Raw genomic sequence first — 23653 nt, 5'->3', positions numbered from 1 at the left:
TACGAGGTGCTTCGGGATCAACGGGAGTTCCCGGTCTTCTGTTCCTCGGGGTCAGAGGGAATAGGGCCGCGCCCATTCGCGCAGGCGGTCGATAAACTGGGCGTTGGTCAGTTGGTCCAAGCGGCCCTCGGGCGCGGTGAAACCGGGCAGCGGCTCAAGCGCGATGCGCAGGCGGCGCATCTGTTCGGGGTAGGGGGCGACCCGCTCGGCCAGTTCCACCATTCCTGCGGGCACCCGGCGGGCGGGGTGTTCGGCGCTGTAGTAAAGCGTGAATTGCATCGCATTGAGGTTCGACACCAGATCGGCAAGGGCGGGCATAATGATCGTGTTCATCTCATCGCTGTCCGCCGCGAACATCGACGCCTTGCTCAAAAGCCCCCGCGCTTGCGCGACGGTGGTGGTGGTCGACAGCACGAAGCTGACCGAGAGGGTCAGGATTACCATACCGTTGACCCCGACGAGCACCGACATCACCTGCCAGAAGGCGCCTTGCGTTTGCAGCGGCCCGCCCCCGAGGGTGGAAAGCAGATGGCCGACAAAGGCGGAATCGCGGATGAAACCCGCAGGCTGCGTGCTGTCAGACATCACCACCGCGTAGCGGCTGAGTTGAAACACCAAGGTCCATCCGAGAGAGACGAGCAGGATCCACGTCGCCGCGATGGCCGTCATCACCACCGGACCTGAGAGGCGATGGCGCGTATCTCCCTTTGGCATCACCTTGGAAAAGAGGAAGAAGGCTGCCCGCGCGACCCGTTCCGACAGGGGGGCCACAGGGGCCGCGCCAATGGCGGTATAAAGAAAATCCAGCAGGACAATAACAAGGATCACCGCGCCCAAAGCGCCTAGCGCGTAACCTGTTATCATTCCTGTGCCTTCCTCGAACGCGATCGTCTTATGAAGGCAACCCATGATGGGCGGGCAGGTTCCCGCGCAGCGGCGCGCGGCAAATGAAAAGGAGCGACCCGATGGGGCCGCTCCTTGACTTGTTTCGCGGTTGCGATTGGCGCTTAGGCCGATTTCGCCAAGTTGCGCAGCACGTAGTGCAGCACGCCGCCGTGTTCGATGTACTCGATCTCAATCGCGGTATCGATGCGGCACTTCAGAGTAATCTCTTTGGTGCTGCCGTCCGCCATGGTGATCTCGCAGGGCACTTCCTGAAGCGGCTTGATGGTGTCGAGCCCTTTGATCGAGACGCTTTCCTCACCGGTCAGACCCAGCGATTTGCGGGTGTCGCCGCCGGTGAACTCAAACGGGATGACGCCCATGCCGACGAGGTTAGAGCGGTGGATACGCTCAAAGCTCTCGGCAATCACGGCTTTCACGCCCAGCAGAGCGGTGCCCTTCGCGGCCCAGTCGCGCGAGGAGCCCGCGCCGTACTGTTCACCGCCGAAGATGACCAGCGGGGTGCCGTTCTCCTGATACGCCATGGCGGCATCGAAGATCGAAGTCTGCTCGCCATCGGGGCCCTTGGTGTAGCCGCCTTCGACGCCATCCAGCATCTCGTTCTTGATGCGGATGTTGGCGAAGGTGCCGCGCATCATCACCTCGTGGTTACCACGACGCGAACCGTAGGAGTTAAACTCCCGCACCGGCACCTGGCGTTCGATCAGATACTGACCGGCAGGCGTGGTTTCCTTGAAGGAACCGGCAGGCGAGATGTGGTCGGTCGTGATCATGTCACCCAGCACCGCCAGCACTTTCGCGCCTTCGATGTTCGAGATGGTGCCCGGCTCGGGCGATATGCCTTGGAAGTAGGGCGGGTTCTGCACGTAGGTCGACTGCGGCGGCCAATCGTAGGTCTTGCTGTCGGTGGTCTCAACCGCCTGCCACTTTTCATCGCCTTTGAAGACGTCGGCGTATTTCTCTTGGAAGGCTTCGCGCGTCACGGTCTGTTCGACCAGTTCAGCGACTTCCTGCGTCGAGGGCCAGATGTCTTTCAGGTAGACGTCGTTGCCGTTCTTGTCCTGACCCAGCGGGCTGTTGGTCAGGTCGTGGTTCATGTCACCGACCAGCGCATAGGCCACCACGAGGGGCGGGGAGGCGAGGTAGTTGGCGCGCACGTCGGGGCTGATACGGCCCTCGAAGTTGCGGTTGCCCGAAAGCACCGAGGTGCCGATCAGGTCATAGTCGTTGATCGCCTTGCTGATCGGCGCTTCCAGCGGGCCGGAGTTGCCGATGCAGGTGGTACAGCCATAGCCGACGAGGTTGAAGCCGATGGCATCCAGATCGTCTTGCAGGCCAGCGGCCTCAAGGTAATGCGACACGACCTGCGAGCCGGGCGCCAGCGATGTCTTGACCCAAGGCTTGCGCGTCAGGCCCAGCTCACGCGCCTTGCGCGCCACGAGGCCCGCGCCGATCATGACATAGGGGTTCGAGGTGTTGGTGCAGGAGGTGATCGAGGCGATCACGATGGAGCCGTCATGCAGCTGGTAATGGCCGTCGTCGGTCATCACATAGCCGCGGTTGTGGTGGCCCTCGTCACCGGGGATTTCCTGCGGCTCGGGCTGGCCGCCTTCGCCTTCCCAACGGATTTCGGAGTTCGCAGAGGTGTCTTTGCCTTCGCGGATGCCTTTGACGTATTCGGCGAAAGCGGTGTGCGCCTTGTCGAGTGCGATGTAGTCCTGCGGACGCTTGGGGCCCGAGATCGCGGGCACGATGGTGCCCATGTCGAGGCTCAGCGTGTCGGTGTAGACCGGCGCGTAATCCGCATCGCGCCACATGCCGTTTTCCTGCGCATAGGCTTTGACCAGCGCCACGCGATCCTTGTCGCGGCCGGTGTTGGTCAGATAGCGCAGCGTCTCATCGTCGATCGGGAAGAAGCCACAGGTCGCGCCGTACTCAGGCGCCATGTTGGCGATGGTCGCGCGGTCCGCCAGCGGCAGGTGGTCAAGGCCGTCACCGTAGAATTCCACGAACTTGCCGACCACGCCCTTCTCGCGCAGCATTTCCACGACTTTCAGCACGAGGTCGGTGCCGGTGGTGCCTTCCATCATACGGCCCGTCAGCTCGAAGCCCACGACCTCGGGGATCAGCATGGAGATCGGCTGGCCCAGCATCGCGGCCTCGGCCTCGATCCCGCCGACGCCCCAGCCCAGAACGGCGGCGCCGTTGACCATGGTGGTGTGGCTGTCGGTGCCCACCAGCGTGTCGGGGTAGGCGACTTCCTCGCCGTTCTGGTCCTTGTCGGTCCAAACGGTCTGGCTGAGGTATTCGAGGTTCACTTGGTGGCAGATGCCGGTGCCGGGGGGCACAACGCGGAAGTTGTTAAACGCCTTCTGACCCCACTTGAGAAAGGTATAGCGCTCGATGTTGCGCTCATACTCACGGTCCACGTTCATCTGGAAGGCGCGCGGGTTGCCAAATTCGTCGATCATGACGGAGTGGTCGATCACGAGGTCGACGGGGTTCAGCGGGTTGATCTTGTCGGCGTCGCCTCCAAGCGCCACCAGACCGTCGCGCATCGCGGCAAGGTCGACCACCGCTGGCACGCCGGTGAAGTCCTGCATCAGCACGCGGGCCGGACGGTAGGCGATCTCACGCGGGTTCTTGCCGCCCTTGGTCGCCCATTCGGCAAAAGCCTTGATGTCGTCCTGGGTGACGGTCTTGCCGTCTTCAAAACGCAGCATGTTTTCCAGAACGACTTTCAGCGCCGCTGGCAGTTTGGAGAAATCGCCCAGACCAGCCGCTTCGGCGGCGGGGATGGAGTAATAGGCGACGTTCTGGCTGCCAACGGAGAGGGTTTTCCGTGTCTTGGCACTGTCGTGACCGACTTGGATTGTCATGGCGGGCTCCCTTCGGGGTCTGATGGGTGGCTAGATTGCCGTCTCAATGCCACTACGGGCGCGGCGGTTCAACTGTTATCGGGCGGTTTCGCGCGATTTTGTATACCATTGTGTACCGACTTTGAAGGGGGCATCATGCGCAGCATGCGGCTGGGGGCGCTAACGGCCGTTTCAACAAAGGTTGATTGGTATTTTACCCTCCCAGCCGTTAGACCAAACCCATCACCGCGATATTGATCCGTCTGGAATTTTATGAAGCCCCTGATTTTTCCCGTCCTTGCCGCATTTTCGCTGCTGGCCGCGCCCTTGCAGGCTCAGCAGGAGCAGCCTGTGGTGGTCGAACTCTTTACCTCTCAGGGCTGTTCCTCTTGCCCCGATGCCGATGCAATGCTCGCCGAATTGGCTGAACGGGAGGATATCATCGCCCTCGCGCTGCATGTGGATTACTGGGATTACATCGGCTGGGAGGATCCCTTTGGCGATCCGGCCCATGCCGAGCGTCAGCGCGGCTATGCCGCTGTCGGCGGGCGGCGCAGCGTTTATACGCCTGAGCTGATCGTGCAGGGGCAGACCGATATCGTCGGCGCGAAACCGATGAAACTGATGGACGCGGTCGAACGTCATGCAGAGGCCGCGCCGCAGGTGGCGCTGACGGTCGCGCGGTCAGGTGCAGCGGTTGAGATCACGGCAGATCCTTTGGCCAAAGGCGTGGGGCCGATGCAGATCCACATGCTGCGCTATTCCCCGATGGAGCGGACCAAGGTCACCCGGGGTGAAAACGCGGGCCATGTCATGGAGCACAGCAACGTGGTGCAGGGCTGGCAGGTCTTGGCGGACTGGGACGGGGCGGCGCCCCTGTCGCTGCGTGCCGAGGCCGAGGGCGATCTGCCCGTCGTGGTCATCGTTCAGCGCAAAGAGCAGGGCGGGCCGGGGGCGATACTTGCCGCCGCGCGAGCCAAGTAAGGCGCGCCCTTAGGTTTCGTGGGGCCGCCAGCGGCGGTGCACCCAGAACCACTGCTCCGGCGTCTTGGTGACCTGCGCGGTCAGACTGTCGTTCAGCGCCTGCGTCATGGTCATCGGATCGCTATGCGGCACCGGCGCTTCGAGCACCACGTCAAAGCTGACGCCATCGTCCTGACGAATGCCGTAAAAGGGGATCAGCAGCGCATTATAGCGCAGCGCCAGTTCCGCCGCCGAGATAGCGGTGCGGGCAGGCTTGCCGATGAAATCGAGGATCGGCGCGCGGATGACATGTTGGTCAAACAGCAGCACCAGCCGACCGCCCTGTTTCAGATGCCGCACGAAGCCCGCCGTGCCGCGCCGCCCTTGGGGGAACACCGGCCCACCGAAGGCTTCGAGCGTTTTGACGTAATGCGCGTTGAAATAGGGATTTTTCATCTTGCGGTAGAGCCCGCCGATGTCATAGCCCCGCGCCACGAGAGAGGCGCGCGCCGCTTCGTAATTGCCGTAATGCCCGGTCACGAGGATCACCGGCTGGCCCGTGCGGTTGGCCTCTTCCAGCGCCGCCATGCCCGGCCCCTGTGGGGCGATCTCGGCCATGCGTTTGGGAAAGTCCTCGGCGGAATAATTCTCGATAAAAGACCGCCCGAGATTGTTGAGGCAGCGGGTGGCAATTTCCTCACGACGGGCAAGCGGCATCTCGGGCCAGACATGCTCCAGATTGTCCAGCGCACGGCGGCGGTAGCCCGCGAGCGGGGCCAGAATATGCTGCACCAATCCGCCGACAAAGCCGACCCGCGTCTTATATGGCAGGGCCAAAGCCGTGCGGATGATGCCGACGATCAGCAGGTTGCTTAGGTAATGCCGGGCCCGGCGACCGAAGGGATAGGGCTTTTTGGCTTTGGTGGCTGGGTCCGACATGGGCTCTGACAGGCTGTTAAACTTTTCCTGACATAGCCTGCGCCGACGCGCGCAACAAGCCATGCCGGGCGGCATAGGCCGGGGTCAGCCGTCAGAGGCCCGGGCAGGGGGCATTGTACTCTGCCGCCGGTGGAAAGCTTAGGCGGTGGCGTCCGGCACGCAGGTGCCGCTGCTGATGTCGAGTTTCATACCCTCCGCGCAGGTCATGACCTGTTTGTCATGGACGCAGCCCGAGGCGAGGGCGAGGGAGGGGGCCGTGAGCGCCATGAGGGCGCCGAGTGTCAGTGCGAGTTTCATGTCGTTTGCTCCTTTGACAGGCGCGGATAGGGTACACCCACCCGCGCCAATCTCAAAGCGTTACGATCCGCGTGTTACGCGCCGAAGACGCGTTTGAAGATCGTGTCGACATGTTTGGTGTGGTAGCCCATGTCGAATTTCTCATTGATGCCGTCTTCGCCCAAGGCTGCGACGACCTCTTCATCGGCCAGCAGCAATTCGCGGAAATCGAGCCGTTCTTCCCAGACCTTCAGCGCGTTGCGCTGCACCATTGAATAGGCATCCTCACGGCTCACGCCCGCTTGGGTCAGGGCCAGAAGCACCCGCTGGCTCATCACAAGGCCGGGGAATTTGTTCATGTTCTCCAGCATGTTGTCGGGGAAGATCAGCATCTTGTCGACGACGCCCGCCAGACGGTGCAGGGCGAAGTCCAGCGTGACGGTGGCATCGGGGCCAATGCCGCGCTCGACAGAGGAATGCGAGATGTCGCGCTCGTGCCAAAGGGCCACGTTCTCCATCGCCGGGATCACCGACATGCGCACGAGACGCGCCAGACCGGTCAGGTTCTCGGTCAGCACCGGGTTCTTCTTATGCGGCATGGCCGAGGAGCCCTTTTGCCCCATGGAGAAAAACTCCGCCCCTTCCAGCACCTCGGTACGCTGCATATGGCGAATCTCGATCGCGACGTTTTCGATGCTGCTGGCGATGACGCCGAGCGTGGCAAAGAACATCGCATGGCGGTCGCGCGGGATGACTTGGGTCGAGATCGGCTCGGGGTTGAGGCCCAATTTCTCACAGACATGCTCTTCGACGCGCGGGTCGATATTGGCGAAAGTGCCGACAGCGCCCGAGATCGCGCCGGTGGCAATCTCGTCACGCGCGGCGACGAGGCGGGCGCGGTTGCGGTCCATCTCGGCATAGAAACGGGCAAAGGTGAGGCCCATGGTGGTGGGTTCTGCGTGGATGCCGTGGCTGCGGCCGACGCGCACGGTGTCTTTATGCTCAAGCGCGCGTTTCTTCAGCGCGGCAAGCAGTTTGTCCATACCGTCGAGCAGCAGGTCGGCGGCACGCGTCAGTTGCACGTTGAAACAAGTGTCGAGCACGTCGGAGGAGGTCATCCCCTGATGCACGAAACGCGCCTCATCGCTGCCGACATGTTCGGCCAGATGCGTGAGGAAGGCGATGACGTCATGTTTGGTCACGGCTTCGATCTCGTCGATGCGGGCCACGTCGAATTCGACGTCCTTGGCTTTCCACACGGCGTCGGCGTTTTCGCGCGGGATGGTGCCCAGATCGGCCATGGCGTCGCAGGCATGGGCCTCGATCTCGAACCAGATGCGGAATTTCGTTTCCGGCGACCAAACGGCAACCATATCGGGACGGGAGTAGCGGGGGATCATGCGCGCACCTTTTTAGGACAGGGGATGGGTCAAGGGCGGCATAGACTGACTTGGGGTTAAGGACAAGTCTGAGGGGGGAGGGTGACGAGGGCCATCGCCTGCCCGCGGGTCGGCGATCATACGTAAGTCGGTGCCACTTTATGGCTCAACCATGATGTGCGCTCGCGAGGTTACGCCCAGCCTCTCCAAATTGCCTAGCCGGTCGCACCAAAGGTGCGCCAGTGTATATCGGCAAGCCTTTGGCGTGACGGGCGGGCAGACGATGGCCCGGCGCCTGCGGCTTGATTCCGGGCCGGGATGGTAAACCTGTTGTAGCTAAAGCAGTTCGGTCACCACCGTCGAACTCCGCTCCAACGTCCGATGCACCGGACACTTGTCCGCGATCTCCAACAACCGCTGGCGCTGCTCCTCGGTCAAATCCCCCTCCAGCCGGATACGCCGCCGCCAAGTGTCGATCTTCTCTGCCGCGCCTGTGCATGCGTCCTGCGCGTGCACCTTGTCGTGGCAGACATCCACGCTCACGCCGTCGAGCGGCCAGCCCTTGCGCCGGGCATACATGCGGATGGTCATCGAGGTGCAAGCCCCCAATCCGGCAGACAAAAACCCATAGGGCGACATGCCGCGGTTGGTGCCGCCATAGGCCCGCGGCTCATCCGCCAGCGCGTGGTGATGCGGGCCTGCGTTCACATCTTGCAAGAACCCATCGGCATCCGCTTCGGTTACGCGCACGATCCCTTCCGGCGCGCCGGGGGGCGGGGCGGGGGATTTCAACGACATGTAGCGATCCGCCCATGTGGCGATGATCTCGGCCGCATATTCCGCGTCGCGCGGGCGGGTGATCAGGTGGTCGGCATCGTCGAGGGTCACGAAGCTTTTGGGGTGTTTCGCGGCCATGAAAATCTGTCCGGCGTTGTCGATGCTGACGATCTCATCGCGCGGCGCGTGCATCACCAGCAGCGCGGCTTTCAGCACAGCGATATCGGGGGCGAGCGTGGCCCCCTGCAGATCGTCGATGAACCCCTGACTGATGGTAAAGGGCCGCCCGCCGAGATTGACCTCGGCGCTCCCATTTTCCGAAATCTCGGGGAGGCTCTCGGCAAAGTTATGGGTCACATGGGCCGGATCGAAAGGCGCGCCGAGCGTGGCGACGGCGCTGACATGGGGCAGTTGTGCGGCGGCTTTTAGAACCGCCGCGCCGCCCAGTGAATGGCCGATCAAAAGCGCGGGGGCCATGTCACGGCCCGACAGATAGCGGCACGCGGCGAGCAGATCATCGACGTTGGACGAGAACGACGTCTCTTCGAAATCGCCCTCTGAATGGCCTAGCCCGGTGAAATCAAAGCGCAGCACCGCAATCCCCATCGCCGCCAAACGGCCCGCAATGCGCCGCGCGGCGGGGATGTCTTTGCCGCAGGTGAAACAATGCGCGAAAAGCGCGGTCGCCAGATGCGGCCCCTCCGGCATGTCCAGCCGTGCGGAGAGTTCCGTGCCGCCCGGGCCGGGAAAGGTGATGCGTTCGATGGCCATGAGGCTCTCCAATTTGCTTGAGGTAAAGGTGACATCTCTAGCGGGCGGATCAAGGGCCGGGGCCGCGCGCTCACCCAAGCGTGACGCGAAAGCACTGCGCGTGATCGCATTTGCCCCCGGTTGTTGCTTTGTATACGACTTGTGCAAAACCCCTGTCGGAGACATATCTTGGCCCAGCCCCCCAAACCGAACCTGCACCCTGCCACCATCGCGGCCCAGGCCGCGGGCGCCGTCGATCCCGCCTCGGGCGGTGTGGTGCCGCCGGTGCAATTCGCCACCACCTATCTGCGGGACGAGAATTACGATCTGGTCAATCCCGACAACGTCTATCTGCGCTCGCATAACGAAAACACCCGCGTGGCGGAGCGTCTGCTGAACGCGCTCGAAGGGGCCGACGAGACGCTGATCTTCCCCTCGGGCATGGCGGCCATCGCGGCGGTCTTTCGCACCGTGCCCAATGGGGCGAGCGTGGTGGTGCAGAGCCAGATTTACTGGGGCACGACGAAATGGATCCGCGATTTCTGCGCCCGGCGGCAGATCGCGCTGCATGAGGTGGACGCGAGCGACCTTGATGCCTTTGCCGCCCTGTGCCGCGCCGAAAAGCCTGACCTCTGCTTGATCGAGACGCCGTCGAACCCATGGTTGCGGATCACCGATATTGCCGGGGCCGCCGCCGCCGCGCATGAGGTGGGCGGGACGCTGGTGGTCGACAGCACCGCAGCTTCGCCGGTGCTGAGCCACCCGTTGGAGCATGGCGCGGATATCGTGATGCATTCGGCGACCAAGGGGATCAACGGCCATTCCGACGTTCTGGCAGGTTCGCTGGCCATCAAGGACGCCGATGCACCGCGCTGGCAGATGATCCGCGATGACCGCAACGAAGCGGGCGCGGTGATCGGCCCAATGGAGGCGTGGCTATTGGCGCGTGGGATGCGCACCCTGCCGCTTAGGATGCGCGAAATGTCTCGCAATGCCATGGCCTTGGCTGAGTTCCTGTCGGATCATCCGCAGGTGGAACATGTGATGTACCCCGGCCTGCCGGACCACCCCGGCCATGCGCTGGCCGCGCAGCAGATGCACGGGGGCTATGGCGGGCTGTTGTCCTTTGTCGTCAAAGGCGGGGCCGAGGCGGCGTTGAAAGCGGCGGGGCGGTTGCAACTGTTCCACCGCGCGACCTCGCTCGGCGGTGTGGAAAGCCTTGTCGAGCATCGCCACACGATCGAGCCGCATACCGGAATCCCCGAAGGGCTGTTGCGCCTGTCGGTCGGGATCGAGGATGTCGAAGACCTTGGTGCCGATCTGGGTCAAGCGCTCGGGCAGTGAAACGAAATTGGCCGCGCACCCTCGCGGCCAATCTTGCCTCACGTTTCAGACCATTCCTGCAACTTATCGATTACCTCATCGGTCAGCGATTGCAGATCCTCCTGCACCGCCAGTGCCGGGCAGGGTTGATCCAGCCGCGCGGCCATATCGCCCATGTGGAAGCCATTCGCGCTGTCGAGCGTCTCTAATTCCTCCCAAGTCACAGGCACGGCGACCGGCGCACCGGGGCGCGCGCGAAGGGAGTAGGGCGCGATGGCCGTGGCACCGCGTTCATTGCGCAGCCAGTCGATGAAAATCCGGCCCTTGCGCTTGGCCTTGGACATGGTCGCGACATAGCGGTCGGGGTCCTGCGCGGCCATGACATGGGCAAAGGTCTTGGCGAAAAGCTTGACCGTCTCCCAACCGCGCGTGCGGCGCAGGGCCAGCCAGACATGCACGCCCTTGCCGCCGGTGACGATGGCCCCCGATTGCAGGCCGAGGGCCGCCAGCGCATCGCGCAGCTCAAACGCTGCCGCTCGGACATCGGCCCAGTCCAGCCCTTCATCGGGGTCGAGGTCAAAGACCAGCCTGTCGGGGCGGTCCAGCCGATCCACCCGCGCGCCCCAGATGTGATATTCCAGACTGCCCATCTGCGCCGCCGCGATCAAGCTTTCGGGGCGCGTGGCATAGAGGTAATCCGCCGCGTCGCCATCGCTTTCCTCGATCGAGACGCGTGACAGCGCGTCGGGCATCCCGCCGCTGTCATGTTTTTGAAAGAAACATTGCCCGTCGATCCCCGAAGGGCAGCGAAAAAACGACAGCGGACGGTGGCCCATGAGGTCGATCATCCGCTCCCCGACACGTTCGTAATGCCGTGCCACATCGCCTTTGGTGCAGCCCGCATCGGGAAAAACCTTGCGGTCGGCATTGCTGATCTGCACGCCGCTGATCTTGCTGTCGCTATCCATTTTAGGCTCCTCTTGCGGTTCCTCCAAGGTCACGCTGCCCGCGTCCTTATCCTCGCGCAGGCCCAGAAAACTGCCGTGCCGGATCACGCCATCGTCGGTAAACTCGGCAAAATCGACCTCGGCCACCAAATCGGCGCGGACCCATTTGGCATCGCGCGCCACCTCCGCAGGCACATCGCTTGCGGGCGGGGTCTTGCGGGCGGTCATGGCGCGGGCGAGGTCGGCCATCACCGCCTCAGAGAACCCCGTGCCGACGCGGCCCTTGTAGCGCAATTCGCCGCCCTCATGGCTGCCCAGCAGGAGCGAGGCAAAGGCGCGGCCCTTTTTGTCGGAGGGGGAATAGCCGATGATCACGAATTCCTGCCGCCGGGTGCATTTCACCTTGAGCCAGCTTTTGCTGCGCCTGCCGGAATAGGGCGCGTCAACGCGTTTGGAGATGATCCCCTCGGCCCCGGCTTTGCAGGCGCGGTCGAAGACTTCGGAGCCATGGCCGACGATATGTTCACTCAGCCGCAGCGGCCCGCCTGCGGGCACGCCGGATAGCAACTGCGCCAGACGGGCGCGGCGGTCCATCTGCGGCGCGTCGCGAAAATCCTCACCGTCGAGTGACAGCAGATCGAAGGCGTAAAAGACCAGCGGATGCCCCTCTTTCAGCGCCTTTTGCAGCGAAGAGAAGGCCGAGCCGTTGATCTTGGCCGCCATGACCTCTCCGTCCAAGAGCGCCCGGTCGCAGGGCAGTGGATCAAAGGCGTGGCCAAGCGCGCCGAACTTGTCGGTCCAATCCTTGCCGGAGCGGGTGAAAAGCCGCGTGCCGTTCTTGCCCAGGGACACCAGACAGCGATAGCCGTCGAACTTCGTCTCATGCATCCAACCGTCGCCCTCGGGCGCGTCGGCGACGAGGGTGGCAAGCTGGGGTTTGACGAAAGCGGGGTTCTTGCCTTTGCGCTTGGGGCGCGGGTCGGCGAGCTTTTTGGCGGGGGCGTCCTTGGCGATCTCGGCCATTGTGCGGCCCGTGGTGATCGACCGGGCGGTGCCTTTGGTCAGCCCATCGGGCAGATCACGGGCATAGTCGTCGCGCTCTTTGATCAGTAGCCAGTTCTCGCGCTTTTCCCGGCCCCGCATCCGCACCAGCGTCCAACCGCCCTGCATCTGCTGGCCTTGCAGCGTGAACTTGAGCTTGCCGTCTTTCAGCCCCTTGGCCACATCGCCCTGCGGCATCCATGTGCCCCGGTCCCAAAGCATGACCGTGCCGCCGCCGTATTGTCCCTTGGGGATCGTCCCCTCAAAGCCGCCGTAGTCGAGCGGATGGTCCTCGGTCCGCACGGCAAGGCGTTTTTCCGACGGGTCGGGGGAGGGGCCTTTGGTGACAGCCCAGCTTAGCAGCACCCCCTCCCATTCAAGGCGAAAATCATAGTGCAGGCGGGTGGCATCGTGTTTCTGAACAACAAAGCTTTGCCCCGCACCGCTCCCGATTTGGCCGCGCGGCTCCGCTGTCGCCTCGAAATCGCGTTTGGCATTGTAGCTGGCGAGCCTGTCGGGGGATTTGGCCATCACGAGGCTTTCTTACGCGGCGCCTTTTTCTTGGCGCTGGATTTCCCGCCGCCCGCTTCTTTCAGGCTCTCTTTCAGCGCGCCCATGAGGTCGATCACATTCTCGCCCTCGGCGGCGCTGTCATCCCCGGTCTGCACGCGCGGGGTCTTTTTGTTCTTCACCTTGGCATCTAACAGCTTTTGCATCGCCTCGGCATATTTGTCGGTATAGGCGGAGGCGTCGAAAGGCGCGGTTTTCTTGTCGATGAGCGAGGTCGCGACGTCGAGCAATTCCTTGTCGGTCTTGTCGTCCTCGATATCGGTGAAAATCTGATCCGCCTCGCGCAGCTCATCGGCATAGTGCAGCGTTTCCATCAACAGCCCGTCGCCGCAGGGTTTGACGCAGGCCAGATATTCCTTGCCGCGCATGGTGACCTGCCCCAACCCGACCTTGCCGGATTGGCGCAGCGCATCGCGCACCACGCGGTAGGCGTCTTGGGCCAGATCGTCGGAAGCGGTGATGTAATAGGGTTTGTCGAAATAGAGCGGAGAGATTTCGCAGGCATCGACGAATTGCACCAACTCGAAAGTCTTTTTCGTCTCCAGCTTGATCTCATCCACCTCATCGGGGTCGAGCAGGATATATTCGTCGCTGCCGACCTCGTAGCCTTTGACGATATCCTCGGCCTTGACCGGGCCGATGCCGGGCACGGATTTCTCATAGCGGACCCGCTTGCCCGAGGGTTTGTGAATTTGCCGGAACGAGACCTTGGAACTGGTCTTGGTGGCCGAGAATATCTCGACCGGAATCGACACCAGCGAGAGGCGAAGTTGACCTTTCCAAAGTGCGCGCGGTGCCATGAGAACTCTCCTATTCGCCCTTCGCGCGGCCCAGCTTATCAGCCTTGACCGCGTCGCGTTGGCCCATCAGCTCATCCGGGCCGGTGGTGCTGTCCTTGCGGGTCTGGGCCTCCATCTCGGAGTTGAACTCGGCCCCCAGAAGCACGATGAAGGCCGAGATCCAAAGCCACATCAGCAGGATGATCGCCCCGGCCATGCTGCCGAAACTTTCATTGTAGCTGCCGAAGTTGCTGACGTAGATCGAAAACCCGATGGAGGCGACGATCCACAAGATGCAGGCGATGACGGAGCCGGGGGTGAGCCATTTCCACTCCGCATCGTCACGGGCAGGGCCGTAGCGGTAAAGCACGGCCAGCGCGAGCGCGGTAAGTGCGGCAAGCAACACCCAGCTGCCGTAGGTGAGCAGCGTCTCGACCCAATCCGGCAGGGCGAGAAAGGCGACCACTGCCGGCACAGCCAACGTGGCCGCGAGGCCCAAGAGCAGCACGCCGATCAACATGAGGGTGAGGCCAAGGGTCCAGATCAGTTTGGAGACGAAACCGCGGGTCTCATCCTCGTCATAGGCGACGTTCAGACCTTCCATCAGACTGCCCACGCCCTTGGACGCGGAGTAGAGCGCGAGGACCAGACCGATCAAGAAGGCCCAGCCCAGACCGGTTTCTTCAGACCCGGTCACGGCGACGGCTTGGCCGAGGATGATATTGGCGGCTTCTTCGGGAATGAGGTTGGTGAGGGATTCAAGCTGCGCGGTGACCTGAGCGGGCTCCATCACCAATCCGGCAAGCGCCATCAGGGCGGTCACGGCAGGGAAAATCGCCAGCAGCGCGTAAAAGGCGACACCAGCGGCGACAAGCGACACATGATCGGCGGCGATCTCATCCTTGACCCGCAACAGGATGTCTTTCCATCCGGGGGCCGGTATTTCCATCGGCGTTTCCGCTTTCCGTCCGCGCGCCATATCTGGTCCTTTGACGTTGAATTCGTATCGTAAAATATGCCCGCCCCCGAGGTCGGGAGCGGGCGAGGCTTGGCTTAGCTCTTCACGTCGCCGAGCTTTTGCTTATCGGCTTCGCTTTTAGCCGCGTCCGCAACGCGCTGACCGCTTTCCTTTGCCTTTTTCACGGCAGCATCGGCGGCGGTCTCTTCGTCGGCGGCGGCATCGGCATTGTCTTTGGTCTCTTTCAAGACTTTGCCTGCCTCATCCGTCGCGGCCTTGGCGACCTTGCCCAGCTTGTCACGCTCTTCCGCGTAGATACGCTCGGCTTCGTTAAAGAGCGCATCGCTGTGCTCGCCCATATAGGCGTCTTCGGTGCGGCTGCGGGGCAGGGCGGCGCCGATTGCGGCACCCACTGCGACGGCCAGCGCGCCGGCGACCATCGGATGCTCTTCGAACATGTCCGAGGCACGCTCACCGCCCTGACGGGCATAGCGGCCGCTGGCGTTCCACGCATCCACAGCGCGGGCACGGGCCATCACGATGCGCTCACGCGCTTCGGCAGTCATGTTTTCAGTGCCTTCCGACAGACGGTCCCGCAAGGCATGTGCACGCTCATTGGCGGCATTGGCGCTGTCGCGTACGCTGTGGGCCGCGCCGCTGGCGGTGCTGCGGATGCTGTCCACGGCGGAACGCGTGCCATAGGACGCGCGGTCACGGGCATAGCGGGCGCCACTGGCGACCGAGGAACCGGCGGAGCGGGCACGCCCGGCAGCCGAGCTTGCTGCGCCCTTGACGCTGCCAGCGGCAGAGCCTGCGGCACCGGACACGCCGCTTGCGGCGGTGCCTGCGGCCCCTTTCACGCTGCCTGCGGCAGAGCGGGCACGATCGCCGAAGCCGCGGCCATCATCGTCGTCGTGATGCACGTCACGGGCCCAAGCGGGCACATCATCGGCAGCGCCGCGTTCGGAGCCATAGCTGGTGGCATAGGCGCTCGCGGGGGCAGAGGAACGACGCGCTTCGCGCACGGCGGGGCGGTTTTCGGTATTGGTCACCGGCACCGGCACGGGATGTGCGCGGTCGCGGTCTAGACCTTCGTAGCCCCGGCGGTCACGGCTGTTGCCGCTGCCGAACATCATCCACGCAAGGCCCGCACCTGTCAGCGCCAATGCGACCGGGTTGCGCTTGGCCGCGTCAGAGATGGAGCGACCCCAGTCGCCGCCATGCTCGCGGAACTGGTCAGAGAACTGACGCGCGATGCCTTCTACCGAAAAGCGGTCTTGCAGATCGTCCAGCGTATCGGCCAGACCGGCGCGCTCCCGTTCAATCTCGCGTTCAATTTCTTCGGGGTTTCTGGAGTCATTTGTCATCGTAGACCTCCTTCATGGTCTCTGCGTCACGCTTGACGTTTTTGGCGGTGCGGGTTGGCGCAAGGCTGCTGAGTTTCAGATCATTGGTGCCTTTCTGGATCATCACATAGGCGACGATGGCCAGAAGAACGCCCACGATCACGGCGGACCAACCAGCGGCGATGCCAGCTTCGGTCAGGGCAGCCACGAGGGCGGCGCTCAGCACGTTCAGGGCGGTGAGGGCCACAACCACGGCGCCAACGATCAGGCCGATGGCCACGCCCGCATGTTTCAAGTTCTCATTCACTTCGGCGCGGGCCAGATCGACCTCTTTGCGCATCAGCGAACTGACGTGGGAGAGGGCTTCGGTCAGCAGGCTCCCGGCGGATTTGTTGCTTTCGGTGGTCATACTTTATCTCCTGTAACGACATTGGGCGCGGCAGGCTGAGTTGTCGGCTGAGCGGCGGTGCGGCTGGGCACGGTGCTGGCAGCACCGGTGGGCGGCGTGCCGGTCATCGGACGGTCGATGCGGTCGTCGTCGTCATATTCGACGCCGGTGCCGCCGTAGCCGCCCTGAGGCCGATCGCTGGAGGCTTTGGCGAAACGGGTGGCCACGAAGCCCAGAAGGGCCGCGCCACCGAGGAAGACCAGCGGGTTGCGCTTGGCGAAACCGTTCAGGTCGCCCATCATTTCGCCCAAGTCCTTGTCGCGCATGCTGTCAGAGACATCGGCAAGGCCGTCGGCGAGCTGGCTAAAGCTGCGCTCCTGCGGGGAGCCACTCCGCAGCTCATCAGCTGCAGTGCGCAGGGCAGAGGCCACGCCTTTGACCTCGTCAGCGGCGGTGTCGCGCGCTTGGTAGGCATAGTTGGTCGCTTCGGCGGATACGGTGTCGGCCACGTCGCGGGCCTGCGCCTTGGCGGATTCAGCGGCGTTGCTCGCGGCGGCGGCAGCTTTGTCTTTTGCAGCGGTCGCCTGCTCTTTGGCGGCAGCGCTTTGGGTCTGTGTGGTGTTGTTGTCGGGCATGGTGACCTCCTTTAAAATACGAGATTCAGGATCGCGAGAACGACCACGATCAGGCCGATGAGGTAGAAAATTCCGTGCATGGGTCCCTCCATTCGTCTGCAGCAATTATCTTATCTACAGTCCAACGACTGACGCCGCGGGCGGTTCCCCCGCCGGGGCAAAAGAATGCTGGGAACCCTTTGGCCTATAGGAATTAAACGGGCGCAGAAGCCCGCCGAGCCCACAAACGCAAGCGGCGCGCCCCGATTGGGACGCGCCGCCGCTTAACATAGTTTAAGTGGGCTATTAGCCGTCGATGCGGCTGGCCATGATGGCGATGGCCTTTTGATAGACCCCCGCCGCGTTCCACGCCTGAATGACACGGAAGTTCGGCTGACCCTCTTGATAGCCCGCCCCCGGCTGCCAGCCTTTCTGGCGCAGGAAATTGGCGGTAGAGGCCAGTGCGTCGACCTGATTGTAGAAATCGACCCGACCGTCGCCATTGCCGTCAACGCCATAGCGCAGCGCGTTACCGGGCAGGAATTGCGTGTGACCCAACTCACCATGTTTCGCGCCTTTGGTGTTGGAGGTGATGGCGCCGCGGTCGACCAGTTTCAGCGCGCCAATGGCATGGGGCACGAAAAAGTCGGAGCGGCGGCAGTCATAGGCCAGCGTGGTGATGGCCGAGACGACAGCGCTATTGCCCATGAAACCGCCAAAGCCCGTCTCCATCCCGTGGATCGCCAGCAAGACCCCCGCAGGCACGCCATAACGCTGCTCAAGCGCGTTATAGAGCCCGGCGTTGCGCGCTTTGCGTTTGCGGCCTTGGGCCACGATCGTATCCGCGCCGCGCACCTGCATGAACTTGGACAGGGAGTATTTGAAGGATTTTTGGTTCCGGTCGGCGGCGATGGTGCCATTGGCGTAGCGCGCGCTTGCCAATGCGTCCAAGCCGCGCTGGCCGACGCCTGCGGCGCGGGCCTCTTGGGCGAAAGCGCCTTTCCATGCCTCAAAGCCATTGGCCGTATTGCCACATTGGGCGGCCAATGTGGGCGCGGCCATGAAGGTGCAGATGGCCGCGGTGGTGGTGAAAAGTGTTCTGAACATGAGATTGACCCTCTGCGTCTGTGTGCCGAGCAGAGGTTAGCCCATATGGGAAACGGTTCAACTCACTTGGCGACCGAAAGGGAAAATCTTTGGCCCTCAGCGGGGCAGTAGCGCACGGATATATTCAAAGGCGGTGCCAGCCCAGAGATTGACCTGCGGCGCGCTGTCTTGGGCGAAGCTTGCCCCGCCAAAGAGCAGGCCGATTGTCACCAGAAAGACCAGCCCTTTGCTGCTGCGCTTGGCGCGGCGCTGCTTGCCGCGCGCCTGTTTCGCGCGCTGTTCGATGCGGTGCAGCCGCTCGTTAAAGGTCGTCGTAGAAATCGCCATCTATCCGCTTCCTTAGCCGGGTCTTGGTAAAGAGTGCTTAAGCGCTGTGGCTCTTTTATGGCGATGGTGGGGCGCGGGGCGGTCAGCCGCCCAGAAAATAGGACGCGCCTGCAAAAGCCGCGATCCCGGCACCGATAAAGCCCAGTAGCATCAGCAGCCCGTCACGATAAAGCAGCGCCAGTCCGAAGATCGAAATCACGATCATCGGCGCGGAGGTGGCGAAGGGAACCACCTCAAGCGGAGGGACGGCAAAGCACAGGCAAAGGATGACGACACAGGCAACCTTTTGACCTGTGGGGCCTGCGATGCGCGCCAGCCGAGCATGTAGCTTGTCGTCAATCCATTGCGAAACGGGCCGCAGCCATTCGACGGATTTCAGCACCTTATCGGTATCCAGTGAGCGCTTGCGCAGCCAGTTTGGGGCCCAGAAATGCTCATACCCCAGCAGCATCCGCAGGGCGAGAATGCAAACCAGAAGCGCCAGAGCGGTGGGAAAACCGGGAATGCCGCCCAAGGGAGTCAACTCCATCAGCGGCAGCACGGCAAGGGCGGGGCCATAGCCGCGTTGGTCAAGCGCGTCGATCAACTGGCCAACTTCAACGGTGTCTTTCCCCTTGGACGCGTCTTTTAACTCATCGACAACATCCGTCAGCGCCGTTGAATCATCGGCCATGATGCGCACCCCTTTCTCGCTGCTCTGCCAAGCCAACGCGGTAGGGCAGGCTCTGTTCCGCGGGGTGCCATGCAAAAGGGCGCGGAATGAACCGCGCCCTTTCGAATTTCTCTAGCCGCCCCACAGGGCGGGCGTCGGATCAGCAGCTGTAGTACATGCCGAATTCAACGGGGTGCGGGGTCTGTTCGAATTTCAGAACCTCTTCCATCTTCAACCCGATATAGCCTTCGATCTGGTCGCGGGTGAACACGTCACCGGCCAGCAGATAGTCCATGTCGTTGGACAGCTCGTCCAGCGCCTCGCGCAGCGAACCGGCCACTGTCGGGATGTCCGCCAGCTCTTCCGCGGGCAGGTCATAGAGGTTCTTGTCCATCGCCTCGCCCGGGTCGATCTTGTTCTTGATGCCGTCAAGGCCAGCCATCAAGAGCGCCGAGAACGCCAGATAAGGGTTCGCCGCCGGATCGGGGAAACGGGCCTCGACGCGCTTGGCTTTGGGGCTTTCGGTCCACGGGATACGCACGCAGCCCGAACGGTTACGCGCGGAGTAGGCGCGCAGAACGGGCGCTTCGAAACCCGGGATCAGACGCTTGTAGCTGTTGGTCGTCGGGTTGGTGAAGGCGTTCAGCGATTTGGCGTGGGCCAGAATGCCGCCGATGAACCACAGTGCTTCTTGGCTGAGGTCGGCGTATTTGTCACCCGCAAACAGCGGCTTGCCGTCTTTCCAGATCGACATGTTAACGTGCATGCCCGAGCCGTTGTCGCCAAAGACCGGCTTCGGCATGAAGGTCGCCGATTTGCCATAGGCGTGGGCCACGTTGTGGATCACGTATTTGTACTTCTGGATTTCATCCGCCTGTTTGGTCAGCTCACCAAAGATCAGACCCAGCTCGTGCTGGCAGGAGGCAACCTCGTGGTGATGCTTGTCGACCTTCATGCCAAGGCGCTTCATGGTCGAAAGCATTTCGGCGCGCAGGTCTTGCGCTTCGTCCACCGGGTTCACCGGGAAGTAGCCGCCTTTGAGGCCCGGGCGGTGGCCCATGTTGCCCATCTCATAGTCGGTGTCGGTGTTCCACGAGCCGTCGGATGCGTCAACTTCGTAGGATACCTTATTGACTTCGTTCGAGAATTTGACGTTGTCAAAGAGGAAGAACTCGGCCTCGGGGCCAAAGTAGGCATTGTCGCCGATGCCCGAAGAACGCAGATAGGCTTCGGCCTTCTCGGCAGTGCCGCGGGGGTCACGCTCATAGCTTTCGCCGGTGTCAGGCTCAACGATGGAGCAGTGCAGGCAGATCGTGGTCTCGGCATAGAAGGGGTCGACATAGGCGGTGCTGACGTCGGGCATTAGTTTCATGTCGGAGGCTTCGATGCTTTTCCAGCCTGCGATGGACGAGCCGTCGAACATGAAGCCCTCTTCGAGGAAGTCTTCGTCTACCAGATCGCTCACGATGGTAACGTGCTGCAAAGCGCCGCGGGTGTCGGTAAAGCGGATGTCGACATATTCGATGCCTTCATCTTTGATTTTGCTCAGGAATTCCTGGGTATCCATCGTGTAGGTCCTTTATGGTCTATTCGTAGTCTGGGCCCGAGGGCCGTTGTCAAAGCGCGTCTGAACCGGATTCACCGGTACGGATGCGAATTGTTTGTTCAACAGGGGAAACGAAGATTTTGCCGTCACCGATTTTCTCCGTCTTGGCGGCGTCGACGATGGCCTCGATAGCGGCATCGACCTGATCGTCATCCAATACCACTTCGACCTTCACTTTGGGAAGGAAATCTACAACATACTCCGCACCGCGATAGAGCTCGGTGTGGCCTTTCTGGCGGCCGAAGCCTTTCACTTCAATCACACTCAGACCTTGAACGCCCACATCTTGAAGGGCTTCTTTGACTTCGTCGAGTTTGAACGGCTTGATGATGGCTTCGATCTTTTTCATGGTAATCCCCTGACAATTCCCGCGCATTTATGCTCTGGTTTCGACAGAGCATCCCGCCCGCGTAACGTCCAGCGCCGGGCAGGGGGTAACATGGCGCGGCGGATGCATTTGCCAAGGGGCGCTGAGAATTTGCGCAGCACGCCTAAAAAATGAGCATTCGTGAATCGGCTCTGGGCTGTACCTTTCGGCAGCGGTCGCTAGATCCCCTTGCATGCGTATTTCCGAGATCACCCGCGAAAGCCTTGATGTTGAATTGCTGCGCAAACAGCCGGGGCATAAGTACGACCACGGCCATGCGCTCGTCCTATCCGGCGGCCCAGGCCAGACCGGGGCTGCGCGTGTGGCGGCGCGCGGCGCGTTGAGGATCGGGGCAGGGGCCGTGACCTTAGGCGTGCCGCCCGCCGCACAGCTTGAAACGGCGATGCAGGTCACGGCGATCATGCTCCAACGGGTGCCGGATGGCGCGGCATTGTCCGAGGCGTTGACAGACAGCCGGATCAACGCGCTTTGTCTCGGTCCCGCTTTGGGATTGGGGGGGAGGGCAGCGGGGCTTGTCAAAGCCGCGCTTTCAGCGCCGAGTGTCGTGCTGGATGCCGATGCGATCACCTTGCTGTCGCAAGACGCGGAGCTGCGCGGAGCCCTCCACGAAAACTGCGTTCTGACCCCACATATGGGAGAGTTCGCCCTGCTGGCCCCTGATCTGGCAGAAGCGGCTCAGGCCGAAAGGCAGGATGCCAAGGCACAGGCCGCCCGGGATGCCGCCGCGCGTTTTGGCTGCGTGGTCTTGTTGAAAGGGCCGGAGACGATCATCGCCACACCGAAGGGGGAGCTGCGTCGCCACAGCGCGACCCAAGACCGTGCGACCCCTTGGCTCGCCACCGCTGGGGCGGGCGATGTCTTGGCGGGACTTATCACCGGGCTGCTTGCGCGGGGGAGCGCCCCGGTCGAAGCAGCCTCCACCGCGGCATGGATACATGCCGAGGCAGCGCTGCTGCATGGGCCGGGGCTGATTGCCGAAGACCTGCCCGATCTGATGCCACAGGTGCTGCGGGACTTGGGGGTTTAGGCCGCGTGCAACACAGCACCGCGGGCGCGGGCGGCATCGGCTGTGCCAAGCTCCAGCCCATCGGCGTAGATCACATGCGGGCCGTCGCAGAATATCTGGATCAGGGTCGTATCTTCCTCCCCCAGATCGGTGATGAATTCATCGTCGACCAAGGCCCGCGCCGCGACCAAGGCGCGTTCGGAATTGAAAAGCGCCCGCGCGCGCCAATCGCGTACCAGCACCATCTGATCCCCGGCGAGTGCGACGTCGCGTTCGGGCCGCGTGTGGCCCAGTGAGCCCGCCGCCAGCGCGATGCGCCGCACGCTGCGGGTCGTGCGTTGAATATGAAGGATTTTTGCAAAGCCACTATCGCGCGTGATGACCCGATCCCCGACCGAGAGATACTCAACCGGGATCTCACCATCCAACGTCAAAATAAGGGCGCCCTGCACAAGACCGGTGTCCAGCGCAGCAAATGGGGAAAACTGCCCCCCATGGCGATTTTTGTCGCCTACGCACCCGACCGTATTCGGTTTCATGGGCGTCTCTTTCTATTGTACCTGCCTCAGGTATCACCAACCATATGCAAACATCTGGTTAATGTCTTGTGCTTTTTTGCTCTCGCATCTGCCGCGCGGGTTTGCTAATCAGCGCGGGCACCGGTTGGTGCAGTGCGGGTGTGGCGGAATTGGTAGACGCACCAGATTTAGGTTCTGGCGCCTTTGGCGTGGGGGTTCGAGTCCCTTCACCCGCACCATTTTCCCCGGTAAATCAAAGATATCGCGGGCTTTTCGCGCGTGCCCCGCTCAGCCCAGCACCGTCAGCCAAAGCCATACCGTTAGGATCGAACTGCCCGTCGCAATCAGCACGGAGCTGGCCGCCACACGGCGCGCGCGGCCGTACATATTGGCGAAAATATAGGCGTTGAACCCCGGTGCCATGGCCGCGGTCAGCACGCCGGACCGGAAACCGGCCTGCGGCAGCGACAGCATGGTGCCAAAGCTCCAGACCAGCGCGGGGTGCACCAAAAGGGCGATGGCGCAGACCATCAGGATCGCTTTCATATCGCCTTCGGGCTTGTATTGCAGCAGCACACCGCCAAGCGCGAAAAGCGCGGCTGGCAGGGCGGCGCGAACGATAAGCGACAGCGCGTCATCTACCACGCCGGGGATCGGCAAGCCACTGAGGTTGACGGCAAACCCACCGAGGATGGCGATCACCAGCGCGTTGCGAAACATTGCTCGGCTGACGTTGCGTAGCAGCGACAGGCCCGATTGCCCGCGGTTGCGCACGAATTCCATCACCGTGATGCCCAAACCGTAGCAAAAGGGCGCGTGGAACGACAGGATCGCATAGTTCCCGGCCAGCGCCTCGGGCCCGTAAGCGCGTTCGGTGATCGGCAGGCCCAGCAGGATCGAATTCGAGAACAGGCAGCAAAATCCGATCGCCACGCTGTCTTCCCAATCGCGGCGGAACAAGAGCCGCGCGCCGAGGATGCCAAGCGCAAAACACAGCGCCGCACCGCCGTAGAAACTGCCCAGAAGGCGCGGGTCATAGCTGCTCGACAGATCAATGCGGGCGATGGCTTGGAACAGCAGACAGGGGATGGCGAAGTTCTGGGTGAATTTCATCACCCCATCGATGCCAGAGACGGGGAAGAGCCTGCGCCAGACCGCAACATAACCAAAGCCGATGACCAGAAAGACCGGCAGAATGACGTCTAAAAGAGTTTGCACTTGAAAGGGGCCTTATGGGG

22 protein-coding genes and 1 tRNA gene are annotated in these 23653 nt (G+C 62.5%); 4 read left to right on the top strand and 19 right to left on the bottom strand.

Going from position 1 to position 23653, the window contains the following annotated elements; all coding sequences use genetic code 11:
• Nucleotides 1–51 precede the first annotated feature (51 nt).
• Nucleotides 52–864 carry a hypothetical protein gene (locus tag ACGYK9_RS04035; RefSeq protein WP_394408865.1) on the bottom strand — a complete coding sequence of 271 codons (813 nt, stop codon included), beginning with the start codon at nucleotides 862–864 and terminating at the stop codon, nucleotides 52–54.
• Nucleotides 865–1007: 143 nt separating this feature from the next.
• Nucleotides 1008–3782 (bottom strand): aconitate hydratase AcnA, encoded by a 2775-nt coding sequence (gene acnA, locus ACGYK9_RS04030; protein WP_394408862.1) that lies wholly within the window; start codon nucleotides 3780–3782, stop codon nucleotides 1008–1010.
• Nucleotides 3783–4034: 252 nt separating this feature from the next.
• Here acnA and ACGYK9_RS04025 point away from each other — a divergent pair, with 252 nt between their 5' ends.
• Complete coding sequence (locus ACGYK9_RS04025) at nucleotides 4035–4745, top strand: DUF1223 domain-containing protein (protein ID WP_394408859.1); 711 nt, start codon at nucleotides 4035–4037, stop codon at nucleotides 4743–4745.
• A 9-nt stretch (nucleotides 4746–4754) separates the two neighbouring features.
• On the opposite strand, the gene ACGYK9_RS04020 is transcribed toward ACGYK9_RS04025, so the two are convergent.
• The 4 genes from ACGYK9_RS04020 to ACGYK9_RS04005 form a co-directional block, all read right to left on the bottom strand.
• The gene (locus ACGYK9_RS04020) at nucleotides 4755–5663 is read right to left on the bottom strand and encodes a lysophospholipid acyltransferase family protein (RefSeq protein WP_394408856.1); all 909 of its coding nucleotides are present in this window, start codon (nucleotides 5661–5663) and stop codon (nucleotides 4755–4757) included.
• A 138-nt stretch (nucleotides 5664–5801) separates the two neighbouring features.
• Nucleotides 5802–5960 carry a hypothetical protein gene (locus ACGYK9_RS04015; protein ID WP_162931827.1) on the bottom strand — a complete coding sequence of 53 codons (159 nt, stop codon included), beginning with the start codon at nucleotides 5958–5960 and terminating at the stop codon, nucleotides 5802–5804.
• Between the two features lie 74 nt (nucleotides 5961–6034).
• Complete coding sequence (gene purB / locus ACGYK9_RS04010; protein ID WP_394408853.1) at nucleotides 6035–7339, bottom strand: adenylosuccinate lyase; 1305 nt, start codon at nucleotides 7337–7339, stop codon at nucleotides 6035–6037.
• A 315-nt stretch (nucleotides 7340–7654) separates the two neighbouring features.
• A complete protein-coding gene (locus tag ACGYK9_RS04005) occupies nucleotides 7655–8866 on the bottom strand; it encodes an alpha/beta fold hydrolase (RefSeq protein ID WP_394408850.1) in 1212 nt (403 codons plus the stop codon).
• 168 nt (nucleotides 8867–9034) lie between these two features.
• On the opposite strand from ACGYK9_RS04005, the gene ACGYK9_RS04000 reads away from it, so the two are divergent.
• Nucleotides 9035–10189 (top strand): trans-sulfuration enzyme family protein, encoded by a 1155-nt coding sequence (locus ACGYK9_RS04000; RefSeq protein WP_394408847.1) that lies wholly within the window; start codon nucleotides 9035–9037, stop codon nucleotides 10187–10189.
• 38 nt (nucleotides 10190–10227) lie between these two features.
• Here ACGYK9_RS04000 and ligD read toward each other — a convergent pair whose 3' ends face one another.
• The 11 genes from ligD to ACGYK9_RS03945 form a co-directional block, all read right to left on the bottom strand.
• Nucleotides 10228–12687 carry a DNA ligase D gene (ligD, locus tag ACGYK9_RS03995; RefSeq protein WP_394408844.1) on the bottom strand — a complete coding sequence of 820 codons (2460 nt, stop codon included), beginning with the start codon at nucleotides 12685–12687 and terminating at the stop codon, nucleotides 10228–10230.
• Nucleotides 12687–13526, bottom strand: a complete 840-nt coding sequence (locus ACGYK9_RS03990; protein ID WP_067266361.1) for a Ku protein — start codon at nucleotides 13524–13526, stop codon at nucleotides 12687–12689. Before ACGYK9_RS03990 ends, ligD begins: the two co-directional genes overlap by 1 nt.
• 10 nt (nucleotides 13527–13536) lie before the next feature.
• Nucleotides 13537–14484 carry a YihY/virulence factor BrkB family protein gene (locus ACGYK9_RS03985; protein WP_394408841.1) on the bottom strand — a complete coding sequence of 316 codons (948 nt, stop codon included), beginning with the start codon at nucleotides 14482–14484 and terminating at the stop codon, nucleotides 13537–13539.
• Between the two features lie 74 nt (nucleotides 14485–14558).
• The gene (locus ACGYK9_RS03980; RefSeq protein ID WP_394408838.1) at nucleotides 14559–15830 is read right to left on the bottom strand and encodes a DUF3618 domain-containing protein; all 1272 of its coding nucleotides are present in this window, start codon (nucleotides 15828–15830) and stop codon (nucleotides 14559–14561) included.
• Nucleotides 15820–16218 carry a phage holin family protein gene (locus ACGYK9_RS03975; RefSeq protein ID WP_394408835.1) on the bottom strand — a complete coding sequence of 133 codons (399 nt, stop codon included), beginning with the start codon at nucleotides 16216–16218 and terminating at the stop codon, nucleotides 15820–15822. Before ACGYK9_RS03975 ends, ACGYK9_RS03980 begins: the two co-directional genes overlap by 11 nt.
• The gene (locus ACGYK9_RS03970; protein WP_394408832.1) at nucleotides 16215–16832 is read right to left on the bottom strand and encodes a hypothetical protein; all 618 of its coding nucleotides are present in this window, start codon (nucleotides 16830–16832) and stop codon (nucleotides 16215–16217) included. The genes ACGYK9_RS03975 and ACGYK9_RS03970 overlap by 4 nt, the downstream gene beginning before the upstream one ends.
• Before the next feature lie 285 nt (nucleotides 16833–17117).
• Nucleotides 17118–17918 carry a lytic transglycosylase domain-containing protein gene (locus ACGYK9_RS03965; protein WP_394408829.1) on the bottom strand — a complete coding sequence of 267 codons (801 nt, stop codon included), beginning with the start codon at nucleotides 17916–17918 and terminating at the stop codon, nucleotides 17118–17120.
• 96 nt (nucleotides 17919–18014) lie between these two features.
• Nucleotides 18015–18245 carry a hypothetical protein gene (locus ACGYK9_RS03960; protein ID WP_394408826.1) on the bottom strand — a complete coding sequence of 77 codons (231 nt, stop codon included), beginning with the start codon at nucleotides 18243–18245 and terminating at the stop codon, nucleotides 18015–18017.
• A gap of 82 nt (nucleotides 18246–18327) precedes the next feature.
• Complete coding sequence (locus tag ACGYK9_RS03955) at nucleotides 18328–18918, bottom strand: exopolysaccharide biosynthesis protein (protein WP_394408823.1); 591 nt, start codon at nucleotides 18916–18918, stop codon at nucleotides 18328–18330.
• 139 nt (nucleotides 18919–19057) lie between these two features.
• A complete protein-coding gene (gene glnA, locus ACGYK9_RS03950; RefSeq protein WP_168613076.1) occupies nucleotides 19058–20464 on the bottom strand; it encodes a type I glutamate--ammonia ligase in 1407 nt (468 codons plus the stop codon).
• 49 nt (nucleotides 20465–20513) lie between these two features.
• Nucleotides 20514–20852 (bottom strand): P-II family nitrogen regulator, encoded by a 339-nt coding sequence (locus ACGYK9_RS03945; protein ID WP_067266338.1) that lies wholly within the window; start codon nucleotides 20850–20852, stop codon nucleotides 20514–20516.
• A gap of 211 nt (nucleotides 20853–21063) precedes the next feature.
• Between ACGYK9_RS03945 and ACGYK9_RS03940 the strand changes: the two genes are divergently transcribed.
• Nucleotides 21064–21918 carry an NAD(P)H-hydrate dehydratase gene (locus ACGYK9_RS03940; RefSeq protein ID WP_394408820.1) on the top strand — a complete coding sequence of 285 codons (855 nt, stop codon included), beginning with the start codon at nucleotides 21064–21066 and terminating at the stop codon, nucleotides 21916–21918.
• Here ACGYK9_RS03940 and ACGYK9_RS03935 read toward each other — a convergent pair.
• Nucleotides 21915–22436, bottom strand: a complete 522-nt coding sequence (locus ACGYK9_RS03935; protein ID WP_394408817.1) for a Hint domain-containing protein — start codon at nucleotides 22434–22436, stop codon at nucleotides 21915–21917. The genes ACGYK9_RS03940 and ACGYK9_RS03935 overlap by 4 nt on opposite strands.
• Nucleotides 22437–22570: 134 nt before the next feature.
• On the opposite strand from ACGYK9_RS03935, the gene ACGYK9_RS03930 reads away from it, so the two are divergent.
• A tRNA-Leu gene (locus ACGYK9_RS03930) sits at nucleotides 22571–22654 on the top strand.
• Between the two features lie 49 nt (nucleotides 22655–22703).
• On the opposite strand, the gene ACGYK9_RS03925 is transcribed toward ACGYK9_RS03930, so the two are convergent.
• Nucleotides 22704–23633 carry an AEC family transporter gene (locus ACGYK9_RS03925; RefSeq protein WP_394408814.1) on the bottom strand — a complete coding sequence of 310 codons (930 nt, stop codon included), beginning with the start codon at nucleotides 23631–23633 and terminating at the stop codon, nucleotides 22704–22706.
• Between the last annotated feature and the right edge of the window lie 20 nt (nucleotides 23634–23653).

The organism is Sulfitobacter sp. 1A15258 (assembly GCF_043557045.1).
In the GTDB taxonomy this organism is placed as follows: Bacteria; Pseudomonadota; Alphaproteobacteria; order Rhodobacterales; family Rhodobacteraceae; genus Sulfitobacter; species Sulfitobacter faviae.
The sequence above is the reverse complement of the archived record's forward strand: the minus strand, read 5'-3'. Positions and strand labels throughout refer to the sequence as shown.